We start from the raw sequence: 20249 nt of genomic DNA on the forward strand, positions 1-20249 counted from the left end.
CTTATATGATGTGCCGGATGCCTGCCGCTACTGCAGGGCATTGTTAAAAAAAGTATTAAGTGGCTGCAGGGTTTCGAATGCGCTAACCACTTTTTTAATGAGTAATTTGCTGGTTAATTCAGTATCGTTAATATTTAATATAGCAATAAAGCTTTTGTGTTTTAAATATTCCGAAGCGGGATTATCCGGCTCATAGCCTTTAGGTACACGGCTTAACAATTGCCCGTCTTCCACGGCAAGCCCACCGTATGTGGCTTTAAATTTTTTGCTGTTGAGGACCTTTTCAAAATCTGTAAGGTTATAATCTATTTCCTGTCTTATTTTGGCCAGCATATCGGCCGGGGGCTGCCATATGCCGCCACCGGTAAAGCTTTCACCGGGAGATAAATGGAAATAGTATCCCGCCGTCATCGATTTCTTCCCCTCACTGTTAATGAAAGCTCCAAAATTGGTCTTATAAGGCGTTTTGTCTTTTGAAAAACGAATGTCGCGGTTAATACGGAACATACAATCTTTTGCTTTCAAATGTGCCACAGACGGATCTTTTCTGCCAAACTGTTCGATCAGCGTATCAATAAACGCAGCAAAATCCTGCTTAGCCGCTTCATAAGCTTTACGGTTTTCATCGAACCAGGGTTTGTTGTTATTGAGCTTAAGGTTTTTTAAGAATTGAAAAGTGGACAGTTGTATCATAGCTAAAAAGTTTCAGCTAAGATAACACCAAAACAAAAGCCACCTTACTGTTTAAGTTTTTTCACAAGGTTATAGGGCGCATTGATAACCGACTCATCAGAAATACTGCCGTTTAATGTATCTACCGCAGTCTTTTCATTAATATTAAGCCTGGATTGCTCTTTTAAACTGACCTGCAGATTTTTGACAGCGCTGTTTTCATTCAGGTCAATTTGTGAAGTAATTGCATCAATTACTATTTTAGGAAATACTGCTTTGCGAATATCTGAATTTTCTGCCCGACGGGAATCTGCATTTACTATGTTCAATAACGTATTGTCAGTAAGCGAAAAGTTTAAAGTGCTGAAACGTGCCGCACTGCTATCCATATTTACCATAGCAGCACTGGCAATTATGGGCATCGTTTCAGGAATAGTAATCTCAACTTCAACACCATAATGGTAATTGTTTGCTTTTAGCGCTTCATTTGCCCTCACTCCGTAGCTGATAACCAGGGTATCTCCGGCTAAACCTATCTTACAGCTATCTGACCTCCCCTCTTCAAGCCGCTGCGGATCATAATTATTAAACTTATATCCATATTTATCACCATACCGGATATTACATTTCAGTAACTTATCCCGCGAATCTCCATCCATCTTTATAACCTTAAAAGGCCTGAGATCTTTAAAATCTGAGACACTATTTCCGTAGGTGTTTTTCACCACATATTGATTGTTTTTTATAGCTGCTTTGAATCCCATTACTGTCATCAGTGGAATTAAAAATAACAATACCAATAAGAGTATTAATAGCTTGCTGCTGGTTTTCATTCGTAAATTTTTTGTTGTTTAACTCGGTCGAATGGAACTTACCATGTATAAAATTTTCATTAGTAAATTTTTTAACCGTATTGCTTTTTAAATTTCTCGTATTTCGTTTTCAGGTCGTCTGGCTCTATACCCAGCAGGTACATATTCCTGAAGAACAGGGGCAGCTCTTTTTCAAGAAATTCCTGTTTCCGGTATGCCGATGCATTTTTAATGCCTTCTGCTGTTATAAAATAGCCGATGCCCCGTTTATCATAAATGATATCCTGCTGCTTTAAAAAATCATAGGAACGGGCAACAGTATTAGGATTTACCTCCAATTGCATGGCCAGTTCCCGTACACTGGGTATTTTAGCATCCGGCGGCCATTCTTTTAAAAGTACTTTTTCGTACACATAATCTGCTATCTGTAAATAAATAGCCTGTGCATTATTATTGAATTGCATAAATAATATCGTTTCTGTATGTTAATAATTATAGTTGCTTTTCCCTAAGCTTAAACCAAGTAACAAGCCATAAAAACGGCGCCAGTAAAAACTTAAGGAACAGCTCTATGAATGCTTTTAAAGAGGCATTAAGCTCATACTCTTTGTAAGTGCCATTTTCATAGTGGGAATGAAGCCTGAATGGATTAAAATTATATTCATTCCCAAAAGTTATTTTCCCGATCTTGAAAGAGTACCAGCCGAGAAGGAAAAGGGTCCCGATAATAACTATGGTGGTAATAATAAAAGAAAATCTTTTAAAGGAAACTGAACCCAACAGGAACGCCGCCTGAACAACAAAAAAAGCATAGCAGAATACAGGAATCGCTTCTGAGAATCCTTCGCTGCGAGACCAGTCTATCTTCCTGTACGAATATAATCGCTGACCATTTTCAATAAGATAGTTAATATAGGTTTCGCTGATCAACTTCAATACAAAAAATAAAGCCGTATATACCACGGTAAAGACCACCACATTGAAAAATAAAGTTACCAGGAATTTTTCCAGATGGCTGGCAGGAAAGCTGATCCAGTAAATGCCCGTATCTTTTGCATTCAGCATATTGTATGTAGTACTTGCAAAAATGGCCCCTGTAATAAACAGGCCAATCAGGCCAAATATATATGCTGACTCTTCATTATAGCGGGTACCAGACATACTTAACCATAAAACAAAAGTAACGCCCAAAATTCCTGTCAGTGCCAATACAGACATGCTGTATAACCTGCGGTTTTCAACCCATTGCTTTTTTATTAACTGCCCGGTTCTTTTAAAACTAAAATTGCTCATAAGAATTCGTTTACTGATTAGCTGATTTCGTGAAAACCTTATTGAGTGCATCGCCATTGGTAACAATTGCTTTGTATAACATTTCAAGATCTATCTTACCTTCCCCGCCGGAAGCATTGGGGACAATGATGGCATTACCCTTCAGCGATTCTTCTTTATAAAACGCAGCCCTGGTTTCCTCATCGTCAAAAGATATTTTGAAGGATAATGCGGTACTGATAGCATCAACGTTCTGGTCAAACAATATCTTTCCTTCATCAATGATCGTAACGCGATCGATCAGACTTTCCAGGTCCTTTACCTGGTGTGTGCTGATGATGATGCATTTGTTTTCATCAACAGCGCCAGCGATCACTTTCCTGAACTGGCTTTTGCTCATAATATCTAACCCGTTCGATGGTTCATCCATAAGCAGTACAGAGGTATTGCAAGCTAAAGCAAAGCTGATCAGCACTTTTTTCTTCTGACCGTAACTCATTTGCTGCAGGCTGTTTCCGGAGGGAACATCAAACTCCTGCAAATAGTTATTAAACTGCTGCCTGTTGAATTTTGGGTAAAAAAGCCCATTACAAACCACAAACTTTTCAATGGGAACATCTGGCAGGTAAAACTCCTCCGGCACTATAAATACATCCTGCAAAAAGGCCGGCTGTCTTTTACCTGGCTCAAACCCCAGTACGTTAATACTTCCTTCACCAGGAAATAAGGAACCAATAATGTTTTTTAGCAAAGTGGATTTCCCTGTTCCGTTTTTTCCAAGCAAACCGTAAATGTGGCCGGGAGCAAAAGAAAGCGACAGGCCATTGAACACTTTTTTCTTTTTATAAGAAAAATGAAGGTCTCTAATATTAATCATAATTAGTTATTTAGTGTACTATTTAAGTAGTACACAACAAATGTACTATTTGTTATCGAAATCCAAAATATTTTTTTTAAATCTTACATTTTCCATTTCACGGTATATCAGTTAACTTTGTCCACCATTTTAATAGGATAAAGGATGAGTGAAGATTTTATAAAGTCGCTTTTTGAACGTAACTCCAGGTGCTTTTCAGGCTTTCCTGATAAAGGTGCTGTAGAAGGATTTATAGATGAATTATATACGCTGTTATTTCTACCCAACGATATTGACCACAAATGCGAAGCACAGTTGAGGGAGCAGTTTATTTCCCTGAAAAATAAATTTGCGCACCTGCTGCGCAACGTGATACAGGAAGATGAACGGATATATGCCATCAGCGGCCGCTATTTCGAAGTGCTTCCCTCTGTTTATACGATGTTGCTAAAAGACGCTGAAGCCCTGTTACGGTCAGACCCCGCAGCAAAATCGCTGGAAGAGGTGATGGCCGCCTATCCGGGATTTTATGCAACAGCGGTGCACCGCCTGGCACATGAGCTCAGCGAGCTCGCTGTTCCTGTAGTGCCCCGGCTCTTCAGCGAATATGCACATGGTAAAACCGGTATAGACATTCATCCCGGTGCCACCATTGGCCCTTCATTCAGTATAGACCATGGCACAGGCGTTGTGATCGGAGAGACTACTGTGATTGGTAAAAACGTAAAAATTTACCAGGGTGTAACCTTAGGGGCATTGAGCGTTACCAAAGAGCTGGCCGCGAAAAAGCGGCACCCCACTATTGAAGATAATGTAGTGATCTACTCAGGCGCTACAATTTTAGGAGGAAATACCATAATAGGCCGGGACAGTATCATTGGCGGTAACGTATGGCTTACTTATAGCGTTCCCCGCAACTCGGTAGTGTACCATAAAAGCGAGGTTACCGTAAAAGATATGTTACCACTTGATGAGAATGTATTAAATTTTGTAATCTGATTCCGGAAAGCAGCTTACAAATGAGCGTTGTCAACTGCTACCGGTCCACAATTAAAAATAAAAAAAGTGAAAGCACAGAACATCCTGCAAACAATCGGCAATACGCCACATGTAAAGATCAATAAGCTTTTTGGAAACAACCATGAAGTATGGATCAAACTGGAAAAATCAAATCCCGGGGGCAGCATTAAAGACAGGATAGCCCTGGCTATGATAGAAGATGCCGAGCAAAAGGGCCTGCTTCATAAAGACTCGGTTATCATTGAGCCCACCAGTGGAAATACCGGTATCGGCCTGGCCCTTGTAGCAGCCGTAAAGGGATATAAGCTGATCCTGGTAATGCCCGAAAGCATGAGCATAGAGCGCAGAAAACTAATGGCCGTGTATGGCGCTGAGTTTGTACTTACCCCCCGCGAGAAAGGGATGAGCGGCGCTATAGCCAAAGCCCAGGAACTGGCGGCTGAAACCCCTCATTCATGGGTTCCCCAGCAATTTGCCAACCAGGCCAATACTGAAATACACCGCAAGGCCACTGCCCAGGAAATATTGAATGATTTTCCCGAAGGCATTGATTACATGATCAGCGGGGTTGGCACAGGCGGACATATCACCGGCGTTGCAGAGATCCTGAAAGAAAAGTTCCCTAATCTTAAAGTGTTTGCGGTAGAGCCTGAATTATCACCCGTTATCAGCGGCGGCTCGCCCGGTCCTCACCCGTTGCAGGGCATAGGCGCAGGATTTATTCCTGATATTCTAAATACATCCATTTTAGACGGAGCTATACAAGCCGGTAAAGATGAGGCATTTGATTATGCTAAAAGAATCGCCAAAGAAGAAGGTATTTTTGTAGGTATCTCCACCGGGGCCTCGCTGGCTGCAGTGGCTAAAAAGCTTCCCGAAATACCGGAAGGCGCACGTATTCTTACTTTTAACTATGATACAGGCGAAAGGTATTTAAGTATTGAGGGCCTTTATTAGAAAATAGCAAAGGAGCGATCACAGTTGACAGAAGAGAACTGTAATACACAGGCTGTCAACTGTGATCTTACAACGATCCGCTACAACCTTCCTTTCACACTCATAGCATCCCGCAGGCCGTTACCTAAAAGGTTAAATGCGAGTACCAATATCATAATGGCAAAGCCCGGCGCTAACGCCAGTACCGGGTTTTGTGTGATGATAAAGTTGTAATTCTCTTTAATCATCAGTCCCCAGCTGGGTGTTGGAGGCTGCACGCCTACGCCCAAAAAGCTAAGTCCGGCCTCAATTACAATAGCCGATGCAAAATTGGCCGCAGCAATAACCAGCACCGGCCCCGTAATATTGGGCCAGATGTGGCCGGCGATGATACGAATGTCTTTAAAGCCCAACGCCCGTGCCGCTTCTACATATTCCAGCTCACGAACAGCCAATATCTGGCCGCGTACGAGCCGGGCTACATTCACCCACATTGTTAAACCCACCGCAATAAACACCTGCCAGAAGCCCTTTCCCAAAGCCAGGGTAATGGCAAAAACCAGAAGCAGTGTAGGAATACTCCAGATTACATTAATAAACCACATGATCACATGATCTGTGCTGCCGCGATAAAAACCCGCCAGCGATCCCAGTACCAGGCCTATGCTTACCGATATGATCACTGTAATCAATCCCACGCTTAAACTAACTCTTGTACCCACTATCAGCCTGCTCAAAATATCACGTCCGTAGCTATCTGTGCCCAGCCAGTATTTATTGGTAACCACAGGCACTGCGGCTAAAGATGTTTTAGCAAAGCTGGTACGTTCACTTACGGTTTCATCAATATATATATCAGCAATTATACTATCCCCGGCCACCTCATACCAATTGATGGGAATGTAGCTATACCCGTCAGGTTTGCCGCTAATAAGCCTGTCAAAGAACGTTACTTTTCCCGGCGCGTTTTCTTTTTTTACTTTAATAAATTGTTTGGTAAATCCCGGTTTTTCTCCTCCTGTTTCAAGAATAATCCGATTAGAATAAGGAGAGGGATCCGGTGCGATAAAATAACAAAAAACAGCAACTATAACAGAAACGAGAATAACTGCCAATCCCGCTAATGCTCCTTTGTTTTTTTTCAGCCTTTGCCAGGCCGGCCCTTTAAAAAATGCTGCCATTACTACGAAAATATCAAATAAGAAGTTTCAGATGCTGAATTATTTCACCTTCCTTCCCTTCCATTCATATTTGCCAAAGCTACCGAGAAAGCCTGCAACAATGGTATAAGCTATATGTAATGGCTGAAAAAAGAAAAAATATTTCATCAATTGCTGCAGGTTAAAAAACTGACTTACGGAAGATACAAAACGGTATTCCACTATTGTTTTTAAAATCCAAAAGCCTAAAAATGCATACCCATAGTTCAGGTTAAAGAATGATGCCGCCAGCAATACCAGGAAAGATAAATTAAAGAGATACACCAGCAACAAAACGGCAAAGATCCTTTTATCGTCATAACTTTTAGCCTTACTGGCCCAGCGTATGCGTTGGTTAATAAATGCTTTCCATGTAGGGGCGGCTTCTGTTTTTACAATTGCCTTTTGAGATTTCAGGTAAGCCACCCTGTCAGGGTAACGATTCCATATTTTATGCATCAGTAACATATCGTCGCCGGAAGCAATATTATCAATACCTTTAAATCCGTCTACTTCATAAAACACATCACGCTTATAAACCAAATTGGCGCCATTGCACATATTATGCTTTTTAGTATGTACAGACGCGGCTGTTATACCCTGTAAGGTTAAAAAGTCCAGTGCCTGGAAGATAAACCTCACCCCTAACCCTTCTCCCGGGCGAGAAGGGAGAGAAAAAGCAACAGGAGCTGCAATAAACACCGGATCGTTATCCGCAATGAATGAAGCAAAAGTCTGGAGCCACTCCGCACCTACGATACAATCCGCATCGGTACAAACGATCCATTCGTTCTGAGCTGCTGCAATACCACGTTCAATTGCTTTCTTTTTATAAGAATTGATACCGGAATCTGTAAGTTGTATCAACTTTACCTTTTCGAACTTCCTAACTATACCAGCGGTAGCATCTGTAGAGTGATCGTCTACAACTATTATTTCAAACATCTCCTCCGAATAGGTTTGATTGGTGAGGCTGTTTAGCAAGTGTTCAATATTATGAGCTTCATTCCTAGCCGGGATGATCACTGAAAAGCCGGTATTGGGAATGATTATATTTTTAGGCTGATAATCGGGCATGGCACGCCAGCTACTGTTGTAGTAATATATTACAACGGTGTAAAAAGCCCATAACAGCAACACGGCCAATAATAAAAATACCATGTAGCAAAACTAAGCAGTATGGTTTTGTAATTTGAATGATTTTACGTAGAAAGCTGGTCTGGCCATCCCGGCATAACCAATGGTAGCGGTTATGCAGGATGCCATATGCAACGCAAGTGAAAAGTGTGACACAAAACCGATGGGATATGTTCACTGCCGGACACCTAAGCAACATCAATCTTAACCCCGATCAATAAAAATCTTTAAGCTTTTGTAATGGTGAAATCTTACTAACTTTAATTAGTTGTCAAAACAACTATATGCCAAACAACCAATTAAAAAAAAGCGAGTTATATAGTTTTATAACAGGAGTTGCGAACACGGCTATTGCCAGGCGGTTGCAAAAGAAGTTTAACAGTGCAGGTTTATTTCTTACGATAGAGCAATGGAGCGTGTTGTATCATTTATGGAAAGTGGATGGCAGCAGCCAGCAGGAACTTTGCCAGGCCACCTTCAGGGATAAACCCAGCATGACCAGACTGGTAGACAACCTGGAAAAAGCGGGGCTCGTAAGCCGTGTTGCCTCAACCACCGACAGGCGTAAAAACCTCATCTACCTTACGGATAAAGCGAAGGGATTAGAGGAGACCTGCCATGCTTTTGCTGCAGAAACAGTAAACGAAGCCCTGGCAGGTGTAAATGCGGCTGATATTGAAGTATGCCGGGCCGTACTGAAACAGGTGTATGAGAATTTGAGGTAGCCTGTCGTTGTCATAGACATGTATAAAATTTTGATACAATTAAACCACCATACAATGAGCGCTACAGTTGTGCCTACAGAAATAATTAAAGGAGCCGAATGGCTTATCAAGGAAGCGCAGCCGGCTGAAACCTTTACCAGCGAGCAATTTGATGAGGAAGAGTTAATGATACGTGATATGTGTACGCAGTTCTTAAATGCAGAAGTATGGCCCAAATTAGACCGTATCGACAGCCTGGAAGAAGGTTTAATGAAATCCCTTGTGGAAAAAGCAGGCGAACAGGGACTTTTGGCGGCAGCCTTTCCTGAGGAATATGGCGGTTTAGGAAAAGACTTTATTACCTCCACCATCATTAATGAATACCTCGGTGCCGGACATTCTTTTTCTGTGGCTATTGCAGCTCATACGGGTATTGGCACTTTACCTATTTTGTATTTCGGAACAACAGAGCAGAAGCAAAAATATATACCCCGGCTCATAACCGGTGAATGGGTGGGCGCCTATGGCCTTACCGAACCTAACGCAGGCAGCGATGCTTTAAGCGCTAAAACAACGGCAACGCTCAGCCATGACGGGAAATACTATATTTTGAACGGACAGAAATGCTGGATCACCAATGGCGGCTTTGCAAAGGTATACACTGTCTTTGCAAAGGTAGACGGGGATAAATTTACAGCATTCATCGTAGAAAGGGGAATGGAAGGTTTTACCAATGGACCGGAAGAGCAAAAAATGGGTATTAAAGGCTCTTCTACTGTGCAGCTTTATTTCCAGGATGCAAAAATACCGGTAGAAAACGTACTGGGTGAGATCGGTAAAGGACATAAAATAGCTTTTAACATTTTAAATATCGGGAGGTTGAAGCTTTGTGCAGCCGCATTGGGTGGTGCTAAAAAAGCCTTTGCAACCAGCGTGGAATATGCTAAAACACGGGAGCAATTCAAGCAGCCTATTGCTAATTTCGGTGCGATCAAGCATAAAATAGCGGAATTGGCGATCCGCATATTTGCAGCAGAATCGGCTTTATACCGTACTGCTAAATGGATCGATGAGCTGGAAAGAAAATTGCTTTCAGAGGGCAAGCCCTTTAACGAGGCTTTATTGGGCGCTGCCGAAGAATATGCCATTGAATGTGCCATACTAAAAGTGTATGGCAGCGAACTGCTGGATTATGTGGTGGACGAAGGAGTACAGATCCATGGTGGTAACGGGTTTAGCGATGAGTATAATATTTCCCGCGCTTATCGGGACAGCCGTATTAATCGTATTTATGAAGGAACCAATGAAATTAACCGCCTGCTTATTTTAGATATGACGCTGAAACGTGCTATGCAGGGACGCTTAAACCTGATGGGCCCGGCCATGGAAGTACAAAAGGAACTGATGAGCATTCCTGACTTTGGAGGCGGAGATGAAGCACCTTTTGCAGCAGAAAGAAAACTGGTAGCCAACTTTAAAAAAGCCATCCTGATGGTGGCAGGTGCAGCCATACAAAAGCTGATGAGGCAGGTTGAAAACGAGCAGGAACTGCTAATGAATATTGCTGATATGGCTATTGAAACTTTTCATGCAGAAAGCGTGCTGCTCCGTACTATTAAAATCGCTGAAGAAAGGGGTGAAAAAAATGCCACTCTTTATACAGACATGATGCGCACTTTTTTATACGATGCTGCGGATAAAATAAATAAAAACGGTAAAGACGCCATTAACGCATTTGCCGAAGGCGATGAACAGCGCATGATCCTGATAGGGTTAAAACGCTTCACCAAAGCCGAGCCATTTAATACAAAAGCAGCACGGAGAAACATTGCAGATGCGATGTTTAGAACCGGCAAGTATCATTTATAGCATGATCATCATAACCTGAAAAGTAAAATCATTTTTACTATGAAAAAATTTCAGGCGGCTTCTTCCTGCTGCCCCAAACTGATAGTATCAGGTATTTCCGATAAGTTGGGTCAATACGATATATCGTATCATGTAGAGGGCACTAAAATAAAAATAATCAGGAGCTATGAAAGAAACAGCGGCAGATTTCCGGCAAGCGATTATAAAAGAATTGGCACCATTTAATAACTCAATTTATAAAGCCGATAAAGCGCGAATGGTTTTTGTAAAGAATGAGCGATAAGATTGGAAGCGATCCTGCTTCCCTACTTTCTGGCTTCCGGACTTATCTTTACTCCTCAGGGTATGCGTTCCCTTTATGGCAGGTATTACAGCTGATCCTGGTTAAATATGCCGGATGAATTGTAGTGTCATAATTAAAATATTTCTGGTTAATATCCATAGTAAGCCGCATCATTCTCCGTGCTTCTTCTTTCACAGGGTTATTGTCAGATGCAAAGTTGAGTGTGGTATCCCCGCTTTTTACTTCCTGTGTATGGCAAAAATCGCAGGTTACACCGAGCCCTTTGTTATAGGTTTCCATCAGGCTGTCCAGTTTTTCTCCGGTAATATCAGCGGGTAACACTTTCAAATTTCGCCGTTTCAATGGTTTTGTTTTGATAAAGCCCACCATTATAAGCGAAGCGATCAGCAATATTACCAGGAACATTTTATTTTGAAACATGTAGCAATTTACTGAAAAACGTCATGTAATTGTCATTAACAATAGTAATCCCCGTTAATATCGTAACTTTGCGCTCGATTTTAAAAAGATGTCAGAAGTTTTAGTACCCACATTAACAGCAAAAGATTTTGCCACTGACCAGGAGGTACGCTGGTGCCCCGGCTGTGGCGACTATTCCATACTTGCCCAGGTGCAAAGAATTATGCCGGGCCTGGATATTCCCAAAGAAAATATTGTTTTTATTTCAGGTATTGGCTGCAGCAGCCGCTTTCCCTACTATATGAATACCTATGGCATGCACTCCATCCACGGGCGGGCCACAGCTATTGCAAGCGGCTTAAAAGCTTCAAGGCCAGAGCTCAGCGTCTGGATCGTGAGCGGGGACGGAGATGGACTGAGCATTGGGGGTAACCACACCATTCACATGCTACGCAGGAATTTCGATGTAAATTTCCTGTTGTTCAATAACCAGATCTACGGGTTAACCAAAGGCCAGTATTCCCCTACCTCTGAAGCCAATAAGATCACCAAATCCACACCGTTCGGCAGCATCGACCATCCTTTTAATCCTGCTGCCTTGGCATTGGGTGCAGATGCCAGCTTTGTAGCCAGGAGCATGGACAGGGACCCCAAACACCTGCAGGCGATGCTATTGAGAGCGCACCATCATAAAGGCGCTTCCTTTCTTGAAATATACCAGAACTGCAATATTTTCAACGACGGCGCTTTTGAAATATTTACAGAAAAAGGTTCAAAACCTGCAGAAACCTTATTCCTGGAGCAGGGCAAACCTCTGGTATTCGGGGCAGAAGGCAATAAAGGTTTACGGCTGGACGGCTTTAAGCCGCAGGTAGTTACTATTGGATCGGGCTATAGCGCTGATGATCTCTGGATACATGATGAGCAGGATATTTACAAAGCACAGATCCTTACCCGTATTTTTGATGATCCTGATATAGAAGGACATTTACCACGCCCTTTTGGCGTATTTTATGAAGCAGACCGTCCTTGTTACGAGGAAATGATGGCCCTGCAGCTTGAGGATGCTATAGCCCGCAAATCACCCGACCTGAATGCGCTGCTGCGGGGTAAAGAAACATGGGAGGTACAGTAGCCTGTTAAAAGCTGGATATACAAGTTTATATATATATGGTTTTAATGAAGAATGGTTTTGAGATGCTTCAAAGCATGGCAATTTGAAATGAAAAGTAAAAAAACAAGTCTTACCATGCCTGTAGTAGAAGCTGAACCCCATATATAAACAGATTATTCAATAATTTTCCAATAGCCTGTTTTATCGCTTCCGGCCCCGTTGTATTAAACCAAGTTGTTTAAGTTTATTTATTGCACGTTGTACTGTTTTTCTATTTCGCTTTATAATTGAAGCAATGTCATTGTAAGTTACGCTTGTATTGTTTTTAATAAGCTCTAAAACTTTTTTTCTGTATCATTTACAGGGACATTTTACTTCTTCAATAGTAATATCACCCTCAATGTTTCGCCTGGCCGTTTCAATGAGATAGTGGTAGGTAACCGGAGCGTATCAGTCGAAATTAACACAAAAATTAATAGCAGTATAATTATTGAATCCATGACTGTTAGTTGCCTGATAGCATCTCTGCCAAACGAATGATAGTACCTCTGTCCAGCGTTTATCTTTGTTGAAGATAAAACAATTGCGAAAATATTTATTTAGCCCGAACCAGAATTGATTGGTTTCAAAAGATTGTACAAAAAGCGCTTTATCACACCGTTAATCATTTAACTTCTCAACTTTAATTAACTTTGACCTATGTTACTTCATATCCATCCCAAAGATCCGCAGGAAAGGTTGATTAAGCAGGTGGCTGAAACATTGCGAAAAGGCGGTATTATTATTTATCCAACGGATACCATCTATGGGCTGGGATGTGATATTTATAACACCAAAGCCATTGAGCAAATATGCCGCATCAAACAAATAGATCCTAAAAAGGCGCAGCTTTCCTTTATTTGCTGCGACCTGAGCCACCTGAGCGATTTTGCCAGGCAAATATCTAATACTACCTACCGTATGTTAAAAGAGCATTTGCCGGGCCCCTATACCTTTATATTGCAGGCGAGTAAACAGGTGCCCAAAATACTACAAAGTAAAAAAGATACGATCGGGCTGCGCATACCCGATAATAAAATAGCTTTAGCGCTTGTTGATGAATTGGATCACCCTATTTTAAGTACCTCTTTGCCAGGTGACTTCGTAGAAGACTATACAGATCCGGAGATCATTTATGAAAAATATAAAAACCTCGTTGATATAGTAATAGACGGAGGGCCCGGTGGTAGTGTTCCTTCTACCATTATCAACTGTGTAAATGACGATTATGAAGTAATAAGAATGGGAGCAGGAGAATGGGAATGATCGGGAACCTGTTTAAAAAATTCACTTCTCAAAAAACACTGTTGCGTTTGCTATTGATTTACCGTCTTTTATCTGAATACTTTTTATATTAGTTAAACCCCCTGTTTTCAAATGTGTCATTACAACCCTGTACGAGGATTTTTAGTTTTCCTGCTATTACTTTTATCCATAAGTTTTTTTGCCTGCACTAATCCACGGTATATCAATTCCCCATCAGTACATAATGCCGCGTTTTTAAGACAGCAGGGCGATTTTAAGTTTTCTGCAGCAGGAGCCGCTAACCCGGTAGCGATGCTGAATAAAGTCGATGATGCCAGCGATAACGAAACCCTGGATCATTCTTATGGTTTTGACGGGCAGGCAGCAGTAGCCGTTACCAATCATTTTATGCTTACTGCATCGGCCATGGTAAGAAACGAAAAAGATAAATACAATGAAGATGACCTTTCGAATGCAGATGGCAACACCCTGGTGTCTTACAAAAGATCTATGATAGATATAGGCGCTGGTTTTTACTCGGCCATGGGAGCAGGTAAAAAGGCGTATTTTAATGGTGTGGCAGGAGTTGGTTTTGGTAAGATGTCATCGGCAGATAATGCAGCGCCCTATAATGTTGAAAGGCACCGGCATTATGAGGCAAATACGGTAAAGTATTTTTTCCATCCATCTTTTAATTTCTTTTTTAACGATTACCTGCGTATGTCTGTAGCGCCGCGTTTTTCGTTATTGAAACTAAATAATATAAAAACCAGCTACAGCGAAGATGAAGAGCTGAAACTGGGGTATTATTATGCCCGCAGCAAAACATTCGGACTGTTTGAGCCCGCCGTTTTATTACAGGCCGGCTTTAAGAATAACGACTGGCTGAAGCTGGATATGGGTTTTAATTTTTCTTCAGATCCTTTTACCTCCGGCACACCCGATAAATACGGTAATCGCAATGTGGATCATTATAATGTTCAATCCCGTAATTTTCTATTTTCCCTGGGGCTGTCGTTTTACCCGCAGATAAAGAAATAGCCAGGGATGGTTTTTTATACCCCAGGCTTATTTTACCAGCAATTGCTGAAAGGCAACTATATCTCCGTTAAAGACATTAAAGTCGACCTTAGCGTCAATACCGCTTACATTACCACGGTCATTATGCTGCCAGAAGGTCCAGGCCCGGTTAATGCGTGGTTGTTTCTTTTCGTAATAATGGGCTACCCATAAGGGATAGTCGTCAAACTCAGGCCCCATGTATCTTTTATAGAAGTCGGCATTGGTATATATAATGGGCTTTATTTTATAATGCGCTTCTATTATATCCAGCCAGGTTTTTATTTTTTGACGGTACACATTTACAGGGAAAATGCTGGCGACCTCGGCATCCAGTACAGGAGGAAGATCTCCAGGCTCCAGCTTTACCCTGGATATAAAAAATTTTGCCTGTTTAGCGGGATCTTCTGCAGGAGTAAAAAAATGATAGGCGCCTCGCGCTATTTCCTGCTTTTTGGCATTGCGCCAGTTATATTTGAAAGAAGGATCGGTAAGTGTTACGCCTTCTGTGGCTTTCATAAATACAAAATTGAGCTGGATGTCTGCTACCCGCATTTCCTTTACGCCCAGCCATGCAATTTTTTTCTGATAGCGCGACACATCAATACCATGAATAGAATAAGCTACCGGCATATCAATACCAAAAGCATCATAATGTACAAATTTTATTTTTTGAGACTGGATCCATTGCAGCAGCAAAAGTACCAGCGTACCTATTAAAAGCGCTGAAGCAATTAATTTTAAGCTGTTATATCTGTTTCGCTTTTTCTTTGCCATTAACTATTTGCAGGTACAAATATATTGGCTGAAGCTAAAGAGCCTGTTTAAAATTTATCCGATAGTGCTCTTACAGCCCTTTAGCTGCCACTTTATTCTATTTTCAAAATAACAGGCAGCGTGTAAACCATTGATCGAAAACAGCTACTTGAAAAAACATCGAATCCCGGAGCGATAAATATTTTTGTAAGAGGACGAAGTCGCTGCATGCGTCTGGCTAAGGTATGGCTAAGATTGGGATTGATGATTGTAATTAGTCCTGAACCCATTTTTCCGGCTCTCAATTTCGTACAGTTCATTTTCTACTATTGCGGGGCAGGTAATTTTTACCAGCCCGGGCAGGCCCTCGTAATCTCTTGCAGAACTATAAATATAATCAGAAGGGTATTGTACCACCCGCTCCTTAACCGGGATACTGTGTATAAATTCAAGCTGCTCTGCCATGCCTTGGGGCTGCTGCATATCTATTTGGGATGTGATTTTTAAATCCCCCCAACAGGTTTGGGTTATACCGTAGGAAGTAGGTTGTTGAAAATGTTTTGATAACCAGGTATTACGCTCGGTATGTTCTTCTTTTATCGCTTCTATAATCTTTTCGCAGGTAAATGTAATAAAGCTTTTTCTTAATTCTTTAAAGGAACTGGTTTCCAGCGACTGGCAAATCATATATAATCTATTGGACATAAGGCACCATCCATATACTATTAATCCTTTACTATCTATAAAATGATTAAGGCTATGTACGATAAGTTGTTTGTACATAGGTTTGATAAAGATATCTACCGTATCAATAGTTTCCAATGTTAGGCAATAGCACCCATTATCTCGTATAGGCATCATGCTGCTCCTGCTTTTTACTCCAAGCTAATGCAAATCCTATTCCAGTTTTTAAAGAAAACAAAGAAAACGCTTAAATTCTTTTATATAATTAAGTACCGGAGAATACAGGCTTTCTTTTTTCTAAAAAAGCAGTAACGCCTTCTTTACTATCTGCTGTTTGCAGTAATGCTCCAAAAGCCCTGGCTTCCAATAAATAGCCGCTATTATTATCTGCATAAGCCAGTTGTACCGCTTCCAGGCAGGCTGCAACCGCAAGAGGCGCTTTTGTATGAATAACCGCCAGGATAGATTTTGCCTTGGCCAATAATTCGTTACCCGCAACCACATGATTGACCAGCCCATAATTAAAAGCAGTAACTGCATCGATCATATTGCCGGTAGCTAATAACTCAATGGCCCTTCCCCTTCCAATAAGCCGGGTAAGACGTTGGGTACCACCATAACCGGGCAGTAATCCTAAATTCACTTCGGGCTGGCCAAACCTGGCATTATCAGCAGCCACCCTGAAATGGCAGGCCATCGCCAGCTCGCAACCGCCGCCTAAAGCATAACCATTTACCGCAGCTACTATTATTTTAGGGCTATTCTCAATTTTATCGAAAACCGTTTGTCCGCGCCTGGCTAAAGCCGCGCCTTCTTCAGTATCCAGGTTTCTGAACTCCGAAATATCAGCCCCCGCAACAAATGCTTTTTCTCCGCTTCCGGTAATAACAGCGGACTTTATACCCTGTTCATTGATGATCTTATCCAGAACAATATCCAGCTCATCAAATACGGTTTTATTTAAAGCGTTCAGCTTATCCGGCCGGTTAATGGTAACGATCCCTATCTGGTAGCTAACTTCAAAATTCAGTGTAGTGTACTGCATACTTTATTTTTAATAAACCAGGTATCACCCCCAGGCGAAAGACCAGCCTTACAGCCATACCCGCTATAACAAAAATAAACAACACTTTATAAACGCAAATAAAGATTAATACAGGAAGCTCTGCTAAATTTGCGGCGTGAATTTTTTAACTGTCATTACCTATACGGGGATTTTTGTATTTGCGCTTGCCGGAGCTTTTAAAGCACGCGGAGCCAGGTTAGATGTATTTGGCGGGCTGGTAGTAGCCTTTGTTTCGGCCTATGGCGGAGGTACCTTGCGCGATTTGCTGTTAGGCGTTCGCCCACTTACCTGGATGAATGATAACCTGGCGATAGGGCTGGTATTTGCAGGCACTTTTGTAACCTTCCTCGTAAAAGACAAGGTTAATAATTTCAGGCGCACCATATTTTTTACTGATGCGATGGGATTGGGCCTTTTTACAGCAGCAGGTATTGAAGTGGGTTCTCTTTACGGAGCCAATGAAATTTATTCGCTTACCATGGGTGTTATTACGGCTACTTTTGGAGGACTGATCGCTGATATTTTTTGTGGCTACCCACCCATGCTTTTAAGAAAAGGGGAGCTTTATGCCACTGCCAGCGCTATAGGCGGCACGGTGTTTATTATCATCAATAAATACCTGATTACTTCAAAAAATTTCGACCTTGCTATATGTGTGGTATTAGTGGTTGCTATTAGAATCTATTCTAAAAGAAAAAGATTGACCCTGCCAGAGATTTGATCCGCTTTGTAATTTGTAGGCATTAAATAGCAAACGCCTTCCTATTTATAAAATTTGCGGTAATGCCCTGAATACAGACAGGTTAAATGAAAATATACGCATACGCTGTTGCTTATTGCGTAAATGATTAATTTAGCTTCCTTTATCAGCAATTAAATATGAAACAGCTTAGGCTCTTATTGCTTCTTGTATGTACTACATATTTTCCGGCAAAAGCACAAACACATTTCATACAACAACTAAAGCATAATATAGTAACTCAACTGTTACACTCAGAAAAAGATTTTAGGCTAAGCGCTATCCAACGAGAAAGTTACGTGGCAGACCAGGTAGTGGCAGACCTGATGTCAAAAAAGTTTGAAGATCAGAAAACTATAGATATAATTCTTTCCAGGTACCAGCCTGACGGTTCTTTCAGCGATATTGATTATGAATCCCAAAACAGGTCGGGCTGGCCGTCCAGGCTGCATGTGGACAGGCTGCAGGATCTTGCCAGGAATTATAAAAAAAAAGGCGGCCCCTATTACATGAGCAGCAAGATACTCGCTATAATCCATCAATCTTTACAATTCTGGATCGATAAAAAGCCGGTATCTTCTAATTGGTGGTATAACCAAATAGGTATTCCTAAAGCATTGGGCGAAACAGCATTGCTACTGGAAGCCGAGCTTACCCAATCCGAAAAAGCCGCCGTGCTCAGCATTCTGCAAAATGCCAGGTTTGGTATGACCGGGCAGAATAAGGTTTGGCTTGCAGGTAATGTATTTATGCGGGCCTTGTTGCAGGATAGCGCCTTATTGGCAATGAAAGCACGCGATACTATTGCTTCCGAAATAAGAACAGATCGCGAAGAAGGTATAAAGCCTGACCAGAGTTTTCACCAGCACGGCCCGCAGCAGCAGTTTGGCAATTACGGGATGGCGTTTGTAACGTCGATGGGTTTCTGGGGTAATGTATTTGCAAATACGCAGGCGGCATTCGATCAAAACCAGCTAAATATTTTGTACCAACTGCTATATGAAGGTTACGGAAGAATATTATGGAAAGGGTTTTTAGACGTAAATGCATTAGGAAGGCAGTTTTTCAATAATGCCCAGCTCCATAAAGGGCTTGCAGCGGGGCAGGCTATAAAAAACCTGGCTGATATAGACAGCCTGCACCAAAAGAACTATTTTGGCCTCCTTGCAAACAACTTCTCCCAACAGCCATCAGTCAATACCTTGCTCAACGGCAATTATCATTTCTGGCTTTCAGATCTCACCATACATCGCACACCCAACTGGATGGCCTCTGTTAAGATGTCCTCTCCGCGTGTGCAGGGTGCCGAGGCTTTAAATGGGGATAATTTAAAAGGTTATTACCTGGCAGACGGAGCTACTTATGTGTACGTTACAGGAAAAGAGTATGAAAATATCTTCCCCATCTGGGATTGGCGCAAACTGCCGGGCATTACTGCTGCTTATAGCAATGCACCCATCCCGGCATTATCTTATAATGGATACCGGAATAAAAACGCTTTTGTAGGCAACGTCAATAATGGGAACAGTGGCATGACCGCAATGGATTTCGAAAGAGACAGCCTGATTGCTAAAAAGCTTTGGATCTATACCAACAGCATGATGGTTTGCATAGGTGCCGGCATACATTCGAATACGCCATTGCCTGTTTATACAACGCTTGAGCAAAAGTTGAGTAAAGGCAGCTATCAGGTAAAGAAGGGAAACACACTTCAACCTATAAGCGACACGTTATTACATTTGCTTCAAACAGACAGGATTTATCACGAAAAAACCGGGTATATTAATTTGGGAAATGCGGCAACCGGCTTTTATGTACAACAGCAAAAAAGAAAAAGCTCCTGGAGCAGCATTATGAGTATATATCCCGAAAATTTTATGCACGAGGGCAATGTCTTTACGCTGTGGCTGGATCATGGAATAAAGCCGGAGAACGAAAAATATGCGTATGTAGTGCTGCCCGATGTGGCAGCAGAGGAGTTTCTCAAATGGAGGACCGGCAATGTACAGATACTGGAAAATACGAACGAAATACAGGCAGTGTTCTTACCCGAAACACAAACCTACTATATAGCGCTTTATCACTCAGGCGCCCTCGTAACAGCAGAGGGATTTTCGTTTAGCTCGCGCATACCCGGGCTATACCAGGTTAAAAAGAATAAGAAGAATTTTGAAGTGTATGTAAGCGACCCTGCCCGGAAATACGCTTCCATAAGCTTTTCTATTAACAATAAAAAATACTCCGTATCCTTACCACAGGGTTTTAATTCAGGAACTCCGGTAAGGATACTGTAATTACCGGAACAAATAATAACTATTCAAAAAAAAGCCCGCGCTTTTAGTTTTGTGGAATCGATAAACGGAGCAA

Annotated in this window: 21 protein-coding genes and 1 pseudogene; 10 read left to right on the plus strand and 12 right to left on the minus strand. The window is 41.7% G+C overall.

Going from position 1 to position 20249, the window contains the following annotated elements; translation table 11 throughout:
- Nucleotides 1-27: 27 nt before the first annotated feature.
- The 5 genes from ACYVBM_RS02820 to ACYVBM_RS02840 form a co-directional block, all read right to left on the minus strand.
- Entirely contained in the window at nt 28-693 is a 666-nt protein-coding gene (locus ACYVBM_RS02820; protein WP_460684095.1) for a DUF2461 domain-containing protein, read from the minus strand.
- A 44-nt stretch (nt 694-737) separates the two neighbouring features.
- Nucleotides 738-1505 carry a hypothetical protein gene (locus ACYVBM_RS02825; protein ID WP_460684096.1) on the minus strand — a complete coding sequence of 256 codons (768 nt, stop codon included), beginning with the start codon at nt 1503-1505 and terminating at the stop codon, nt 738-740.
- 71 nt (nt 1506-1576) lie between these two features.
- Nucleotides 1577-1948, minus strand: a complete 372-nt coding sequence (locus ACYVBM_RS02830; protein ID WP_460684097.1) for a GntR family transcriptional regulator — start codon at nt 1946-1948, stop codon at nt 1577-1579.
- 28 nt (nt 1949-1976) lie between these two features.
- On the minus strand, nt 1977-2777 hold the full coding sequence (locus tag ACYVBM_RS02835) for a hypothetical protein (RefSeq protein ID WP_460684098.1): 801 nt from the start codon (nt 2775-2777) through the stop codon (nt 1977-1979).
- 10 nt (nt 2778-2787) lie between these two features.
- Nucleotides 2788-3633 (minus strand): ABC transporter ATP-binding protein, encoded by an 846-nt coding sequence (locus ACYVBM_RS02840; RefSeq protein WP_460684099.1) that lies wholly within the window; start codon nt 3631-3633, stop codon nt 2788-2790.
- Between the two features lie 144 nt (nt 3634-3777).
- Between ACYVBM_RS02840 and ACYVBM_RS02845 the strand changes: the two genes are divergently transcribed.
- Together ACYVBM_RS02845 and cysK are read left to right on the plus strand one after the other, a co-directional pair.
- On the plus strand, nt 3778-4611 hold the full coding sequence (locus tag ACYVBM_RS02845; protein WP_460684100.1) for a serine O-acetyltransferase: 834 nt from the start codon (nt 3778-3780) through the stop codon (nt 4609-4611).
- A 66-nt stretch (nt 4612-4677) separates the two neighbouring features.
- Nucleotides 4678-5589 carry a cysteine synthase A gene (cysK, locus tag ACYVBM_RS02850; RefSeq protein WP_460684101.1) on the plus strand — a complete coding sequence of 304 codons (912 nt, stop codon included), beginning with the start codon at nt 4678-4680 and terminating at the stop codon, nt 5587-5589.
- 80 nt (nt 5590-5669) lie between these two features.
- On the opposite strand, the gene ACYVBM_RS02855 is transcribed toward cysK, so the two are convergent.
- Nucleotides 5670-6749 carry an ABC transporter permease gene (locus tag ACYVBM_RS02855; RefSeq protein WP_460684102.1) on the minus strand — a complete coding sequence of 360 codons (1080 nt, stop codon included), beginning with the start codon at nt 6747-6749 and terminating at the stop codon, nt 5670-5672.
- A gap of 39 nt (nt 6750-6788) precedes the next feature.
- Nucleotides 6789-7928, minus strand: coding sequence for a glycosyltransferase (locus ACYVBM_RS02860; RefSeq protein ID WP_460684103.1), 1140 nt, complete (start codon nt 7926-7928; stop codon nt 6789-6791).
- Between the two features lie 260 nt (nt 7929-8188).
- Here ACYVBM_RS02860 and ACYVBM_RS02865 point away from each other — a divergent pair, with 260 nt between their 5' ends.
- The 3 genes from ACYVBM_RS02865 to ACYVBM_RS02875 are packed head-to-tail and all read left to right on the plus strand — an operon-like array spanning nt 8189 to nt 10702.
- The gene (locus ACYVBM_RS02865) at nt 8189-8629 is read left to right on the plus strand and encodes a MarR family winged helix-turn-helix transcriptional regulator (RefSeq protein ID WP_460684104.1); all 441 of its coding nucleotides are present in this window, start codon (nt 8189-8191) and stop codon (nt 8627-8629) included.
- Nucleotides 8630-8683: 54 nt separating this feature from the next.
- Complete coding sequence (locus ACYVBM_RS02870) at nt 8684-10477, plus strand: acyl-CoA dehydrogenase family protein (protein WP_460684105.1); 1794 nt, start codon at nt 8684-8686, stop codon at nt 10475-10477.
- 39 nt (nt 10478-10516) lie between these two features.
- Complete coding sequence (locus ACYVBM_RS02875; RefSeq protein WP_460684106.1) at nt 10517-10702, plus strand: hypothetical protein; 186 nt, start codon at nt 10517-10519, stop codon at nt 10700-10702.
- 106 nt (nt 10703-10808) lie between these two features.
- Here ACYVBM_RS02875 and ACYVBM_RS02880 read toward each other — a convergent pair whose 3' ends face one another.
- Complete coding sequence (locus tag ACYVBM_RS02880; protein ID WP_460684107.1) at nt 10809-11201, minus strand: c-type cytochrome; 393 nt, start codon at nt 11199-11201, stop codon at nt 10809-10811.
- 88 nt (nt 11202-11289) lie between these two features.
- Here ACYVBM_RS02880 and ACYVBM_RS02885 point away from each other — a divergent pair, with 88 nt between their 5' ends.
- Nucleotides 11290-12315 (plus strand): 2-oxoacid:ferredoxin oxidoreductase subunit beta, encoded by a 1026-nt coding sequence (locus ACYVBM_RS02885; RefSeq protein ID WP_460684108.1) that lies wholly within the window; start codon nt 11290-11292, stop codon nt 12313-12315.
- 180 nt (nt 12316-12495) lie between these two features.
- Here ACYVBM_RS02885 and ACYVBM_RS02890 read toward each other — a convergent pair.
- Nucleotides 12496-12633: pseudogene (locus ACYVBM_RS02890) on the minus strand (helix-turn-helix domain-containing protein); the annotation flags it as partial.
- A 360-nt stretch (nt 12634-12993) separates the two neighbouring features.
- Between ACYVBM_RS02890 and ACYVBM_RS02895 the strand changes: the two are divergent.
- Together ACYVBM_RS02895 and ACYVBM_RS02900 are read left to right on the plus strand one after the other, a co-directional pair.
- Nucleotides 12994-13599, plus strand: coding sequence for an L-threonylcarbamoyladenylate synthase (locus tag ACYVBM_RS02895; protein WP_460684109.1), 606 nt, complete (start codon nt 12994-12996; stop codon nt 13597-13599).
- A gap of 111 nt (nt 13600-13710) precedes the next feature.
- Nucleotides 13711-14619: a hypothetical protein gene (locus ACYVBM_RS02900; RefSeq protein ID WP_460684288.1), complete on the plus strand. Its 909-nt coding sequence runs from the start codon at nt 13711-13713 to the stop codon at nt 14617-14619.
- Nucleotides 14620-14646: 27 nt separating this feature from the next.
- Here the strand turns inward: ACYVBM_RS02900 and ACYVBM_RS02905 are convergent, their stop codons facing one another.
- The 3 genes from ACYVBM_RS02905 to ACYVBM_RS02915 form a co-directional block, all read right to left on the minus strand.
- Entirely contained in the window at nt 14647-15414 is a 768-nt protein-coding gene (locus ACYVBM_RS02905) for a glycoside hydrolase family 25 protein (RefSeq protein ID WP_460684110.1), read from the minus strand.
- A 228-nt stretch (nt 15415-15642) separates the two neighbouring features.
- Complete coding sequence (locus ACYVBM_RS02910) at nt 15643-16254, minus strand: hypothetical protein (protein WP_460684111.1); 612 nt, start codon at nt 16252-16254, stop codon at nt 15643-15645.
- 88 nt (nt 16255-16342) lie between these two features.
- The gene (locus ACYVBM_RS02915; RefSeq protein WP_460684112.1) at nt 16343-17122 is read right to left on the minus strand and encodes an enoyl-CoA hydratase-related protein; all 780 of its coding nucleotides are present in this window, start codon (nt 17120-17122) and stop codon (nt 16343-16345) included.
- Nucleotides 17123-17258: 136 nt separating this feature from the next.
- Between ACYVBM_RS02915 and ACYVBM_RS02920 the strand changes: the two genes are divergently transcribed.
- Entirely contained in the window at nt 17259-17864 is a 606-nt protein-coding gene (locus ACYVBM_RS02920) for a trimeric intracellular cation channel family protein (RefSeq protein ID WP_460684113.1), read from the plus strand.
- A 158-nt stretch (nt 17865-18022) separates the two neighbouring features.
- Nucleotides 18023-20176, plus strand: coding sequence for a polysaccharide lyase family 8 super-sandwich domain-containing protein (locus tag ACYVBM_RS02925; RefSeq protein WP_460684114.1), 2154 nt, complete (start codon nt 18023-18025; stop codon nt 20174-20176).
- The last annotated feature ends 73 nt before the right edge of the window (nt 20177-20249 follow it).

It is taken from the genome of Niabella aquatica, from assembly GCF_054779315.1.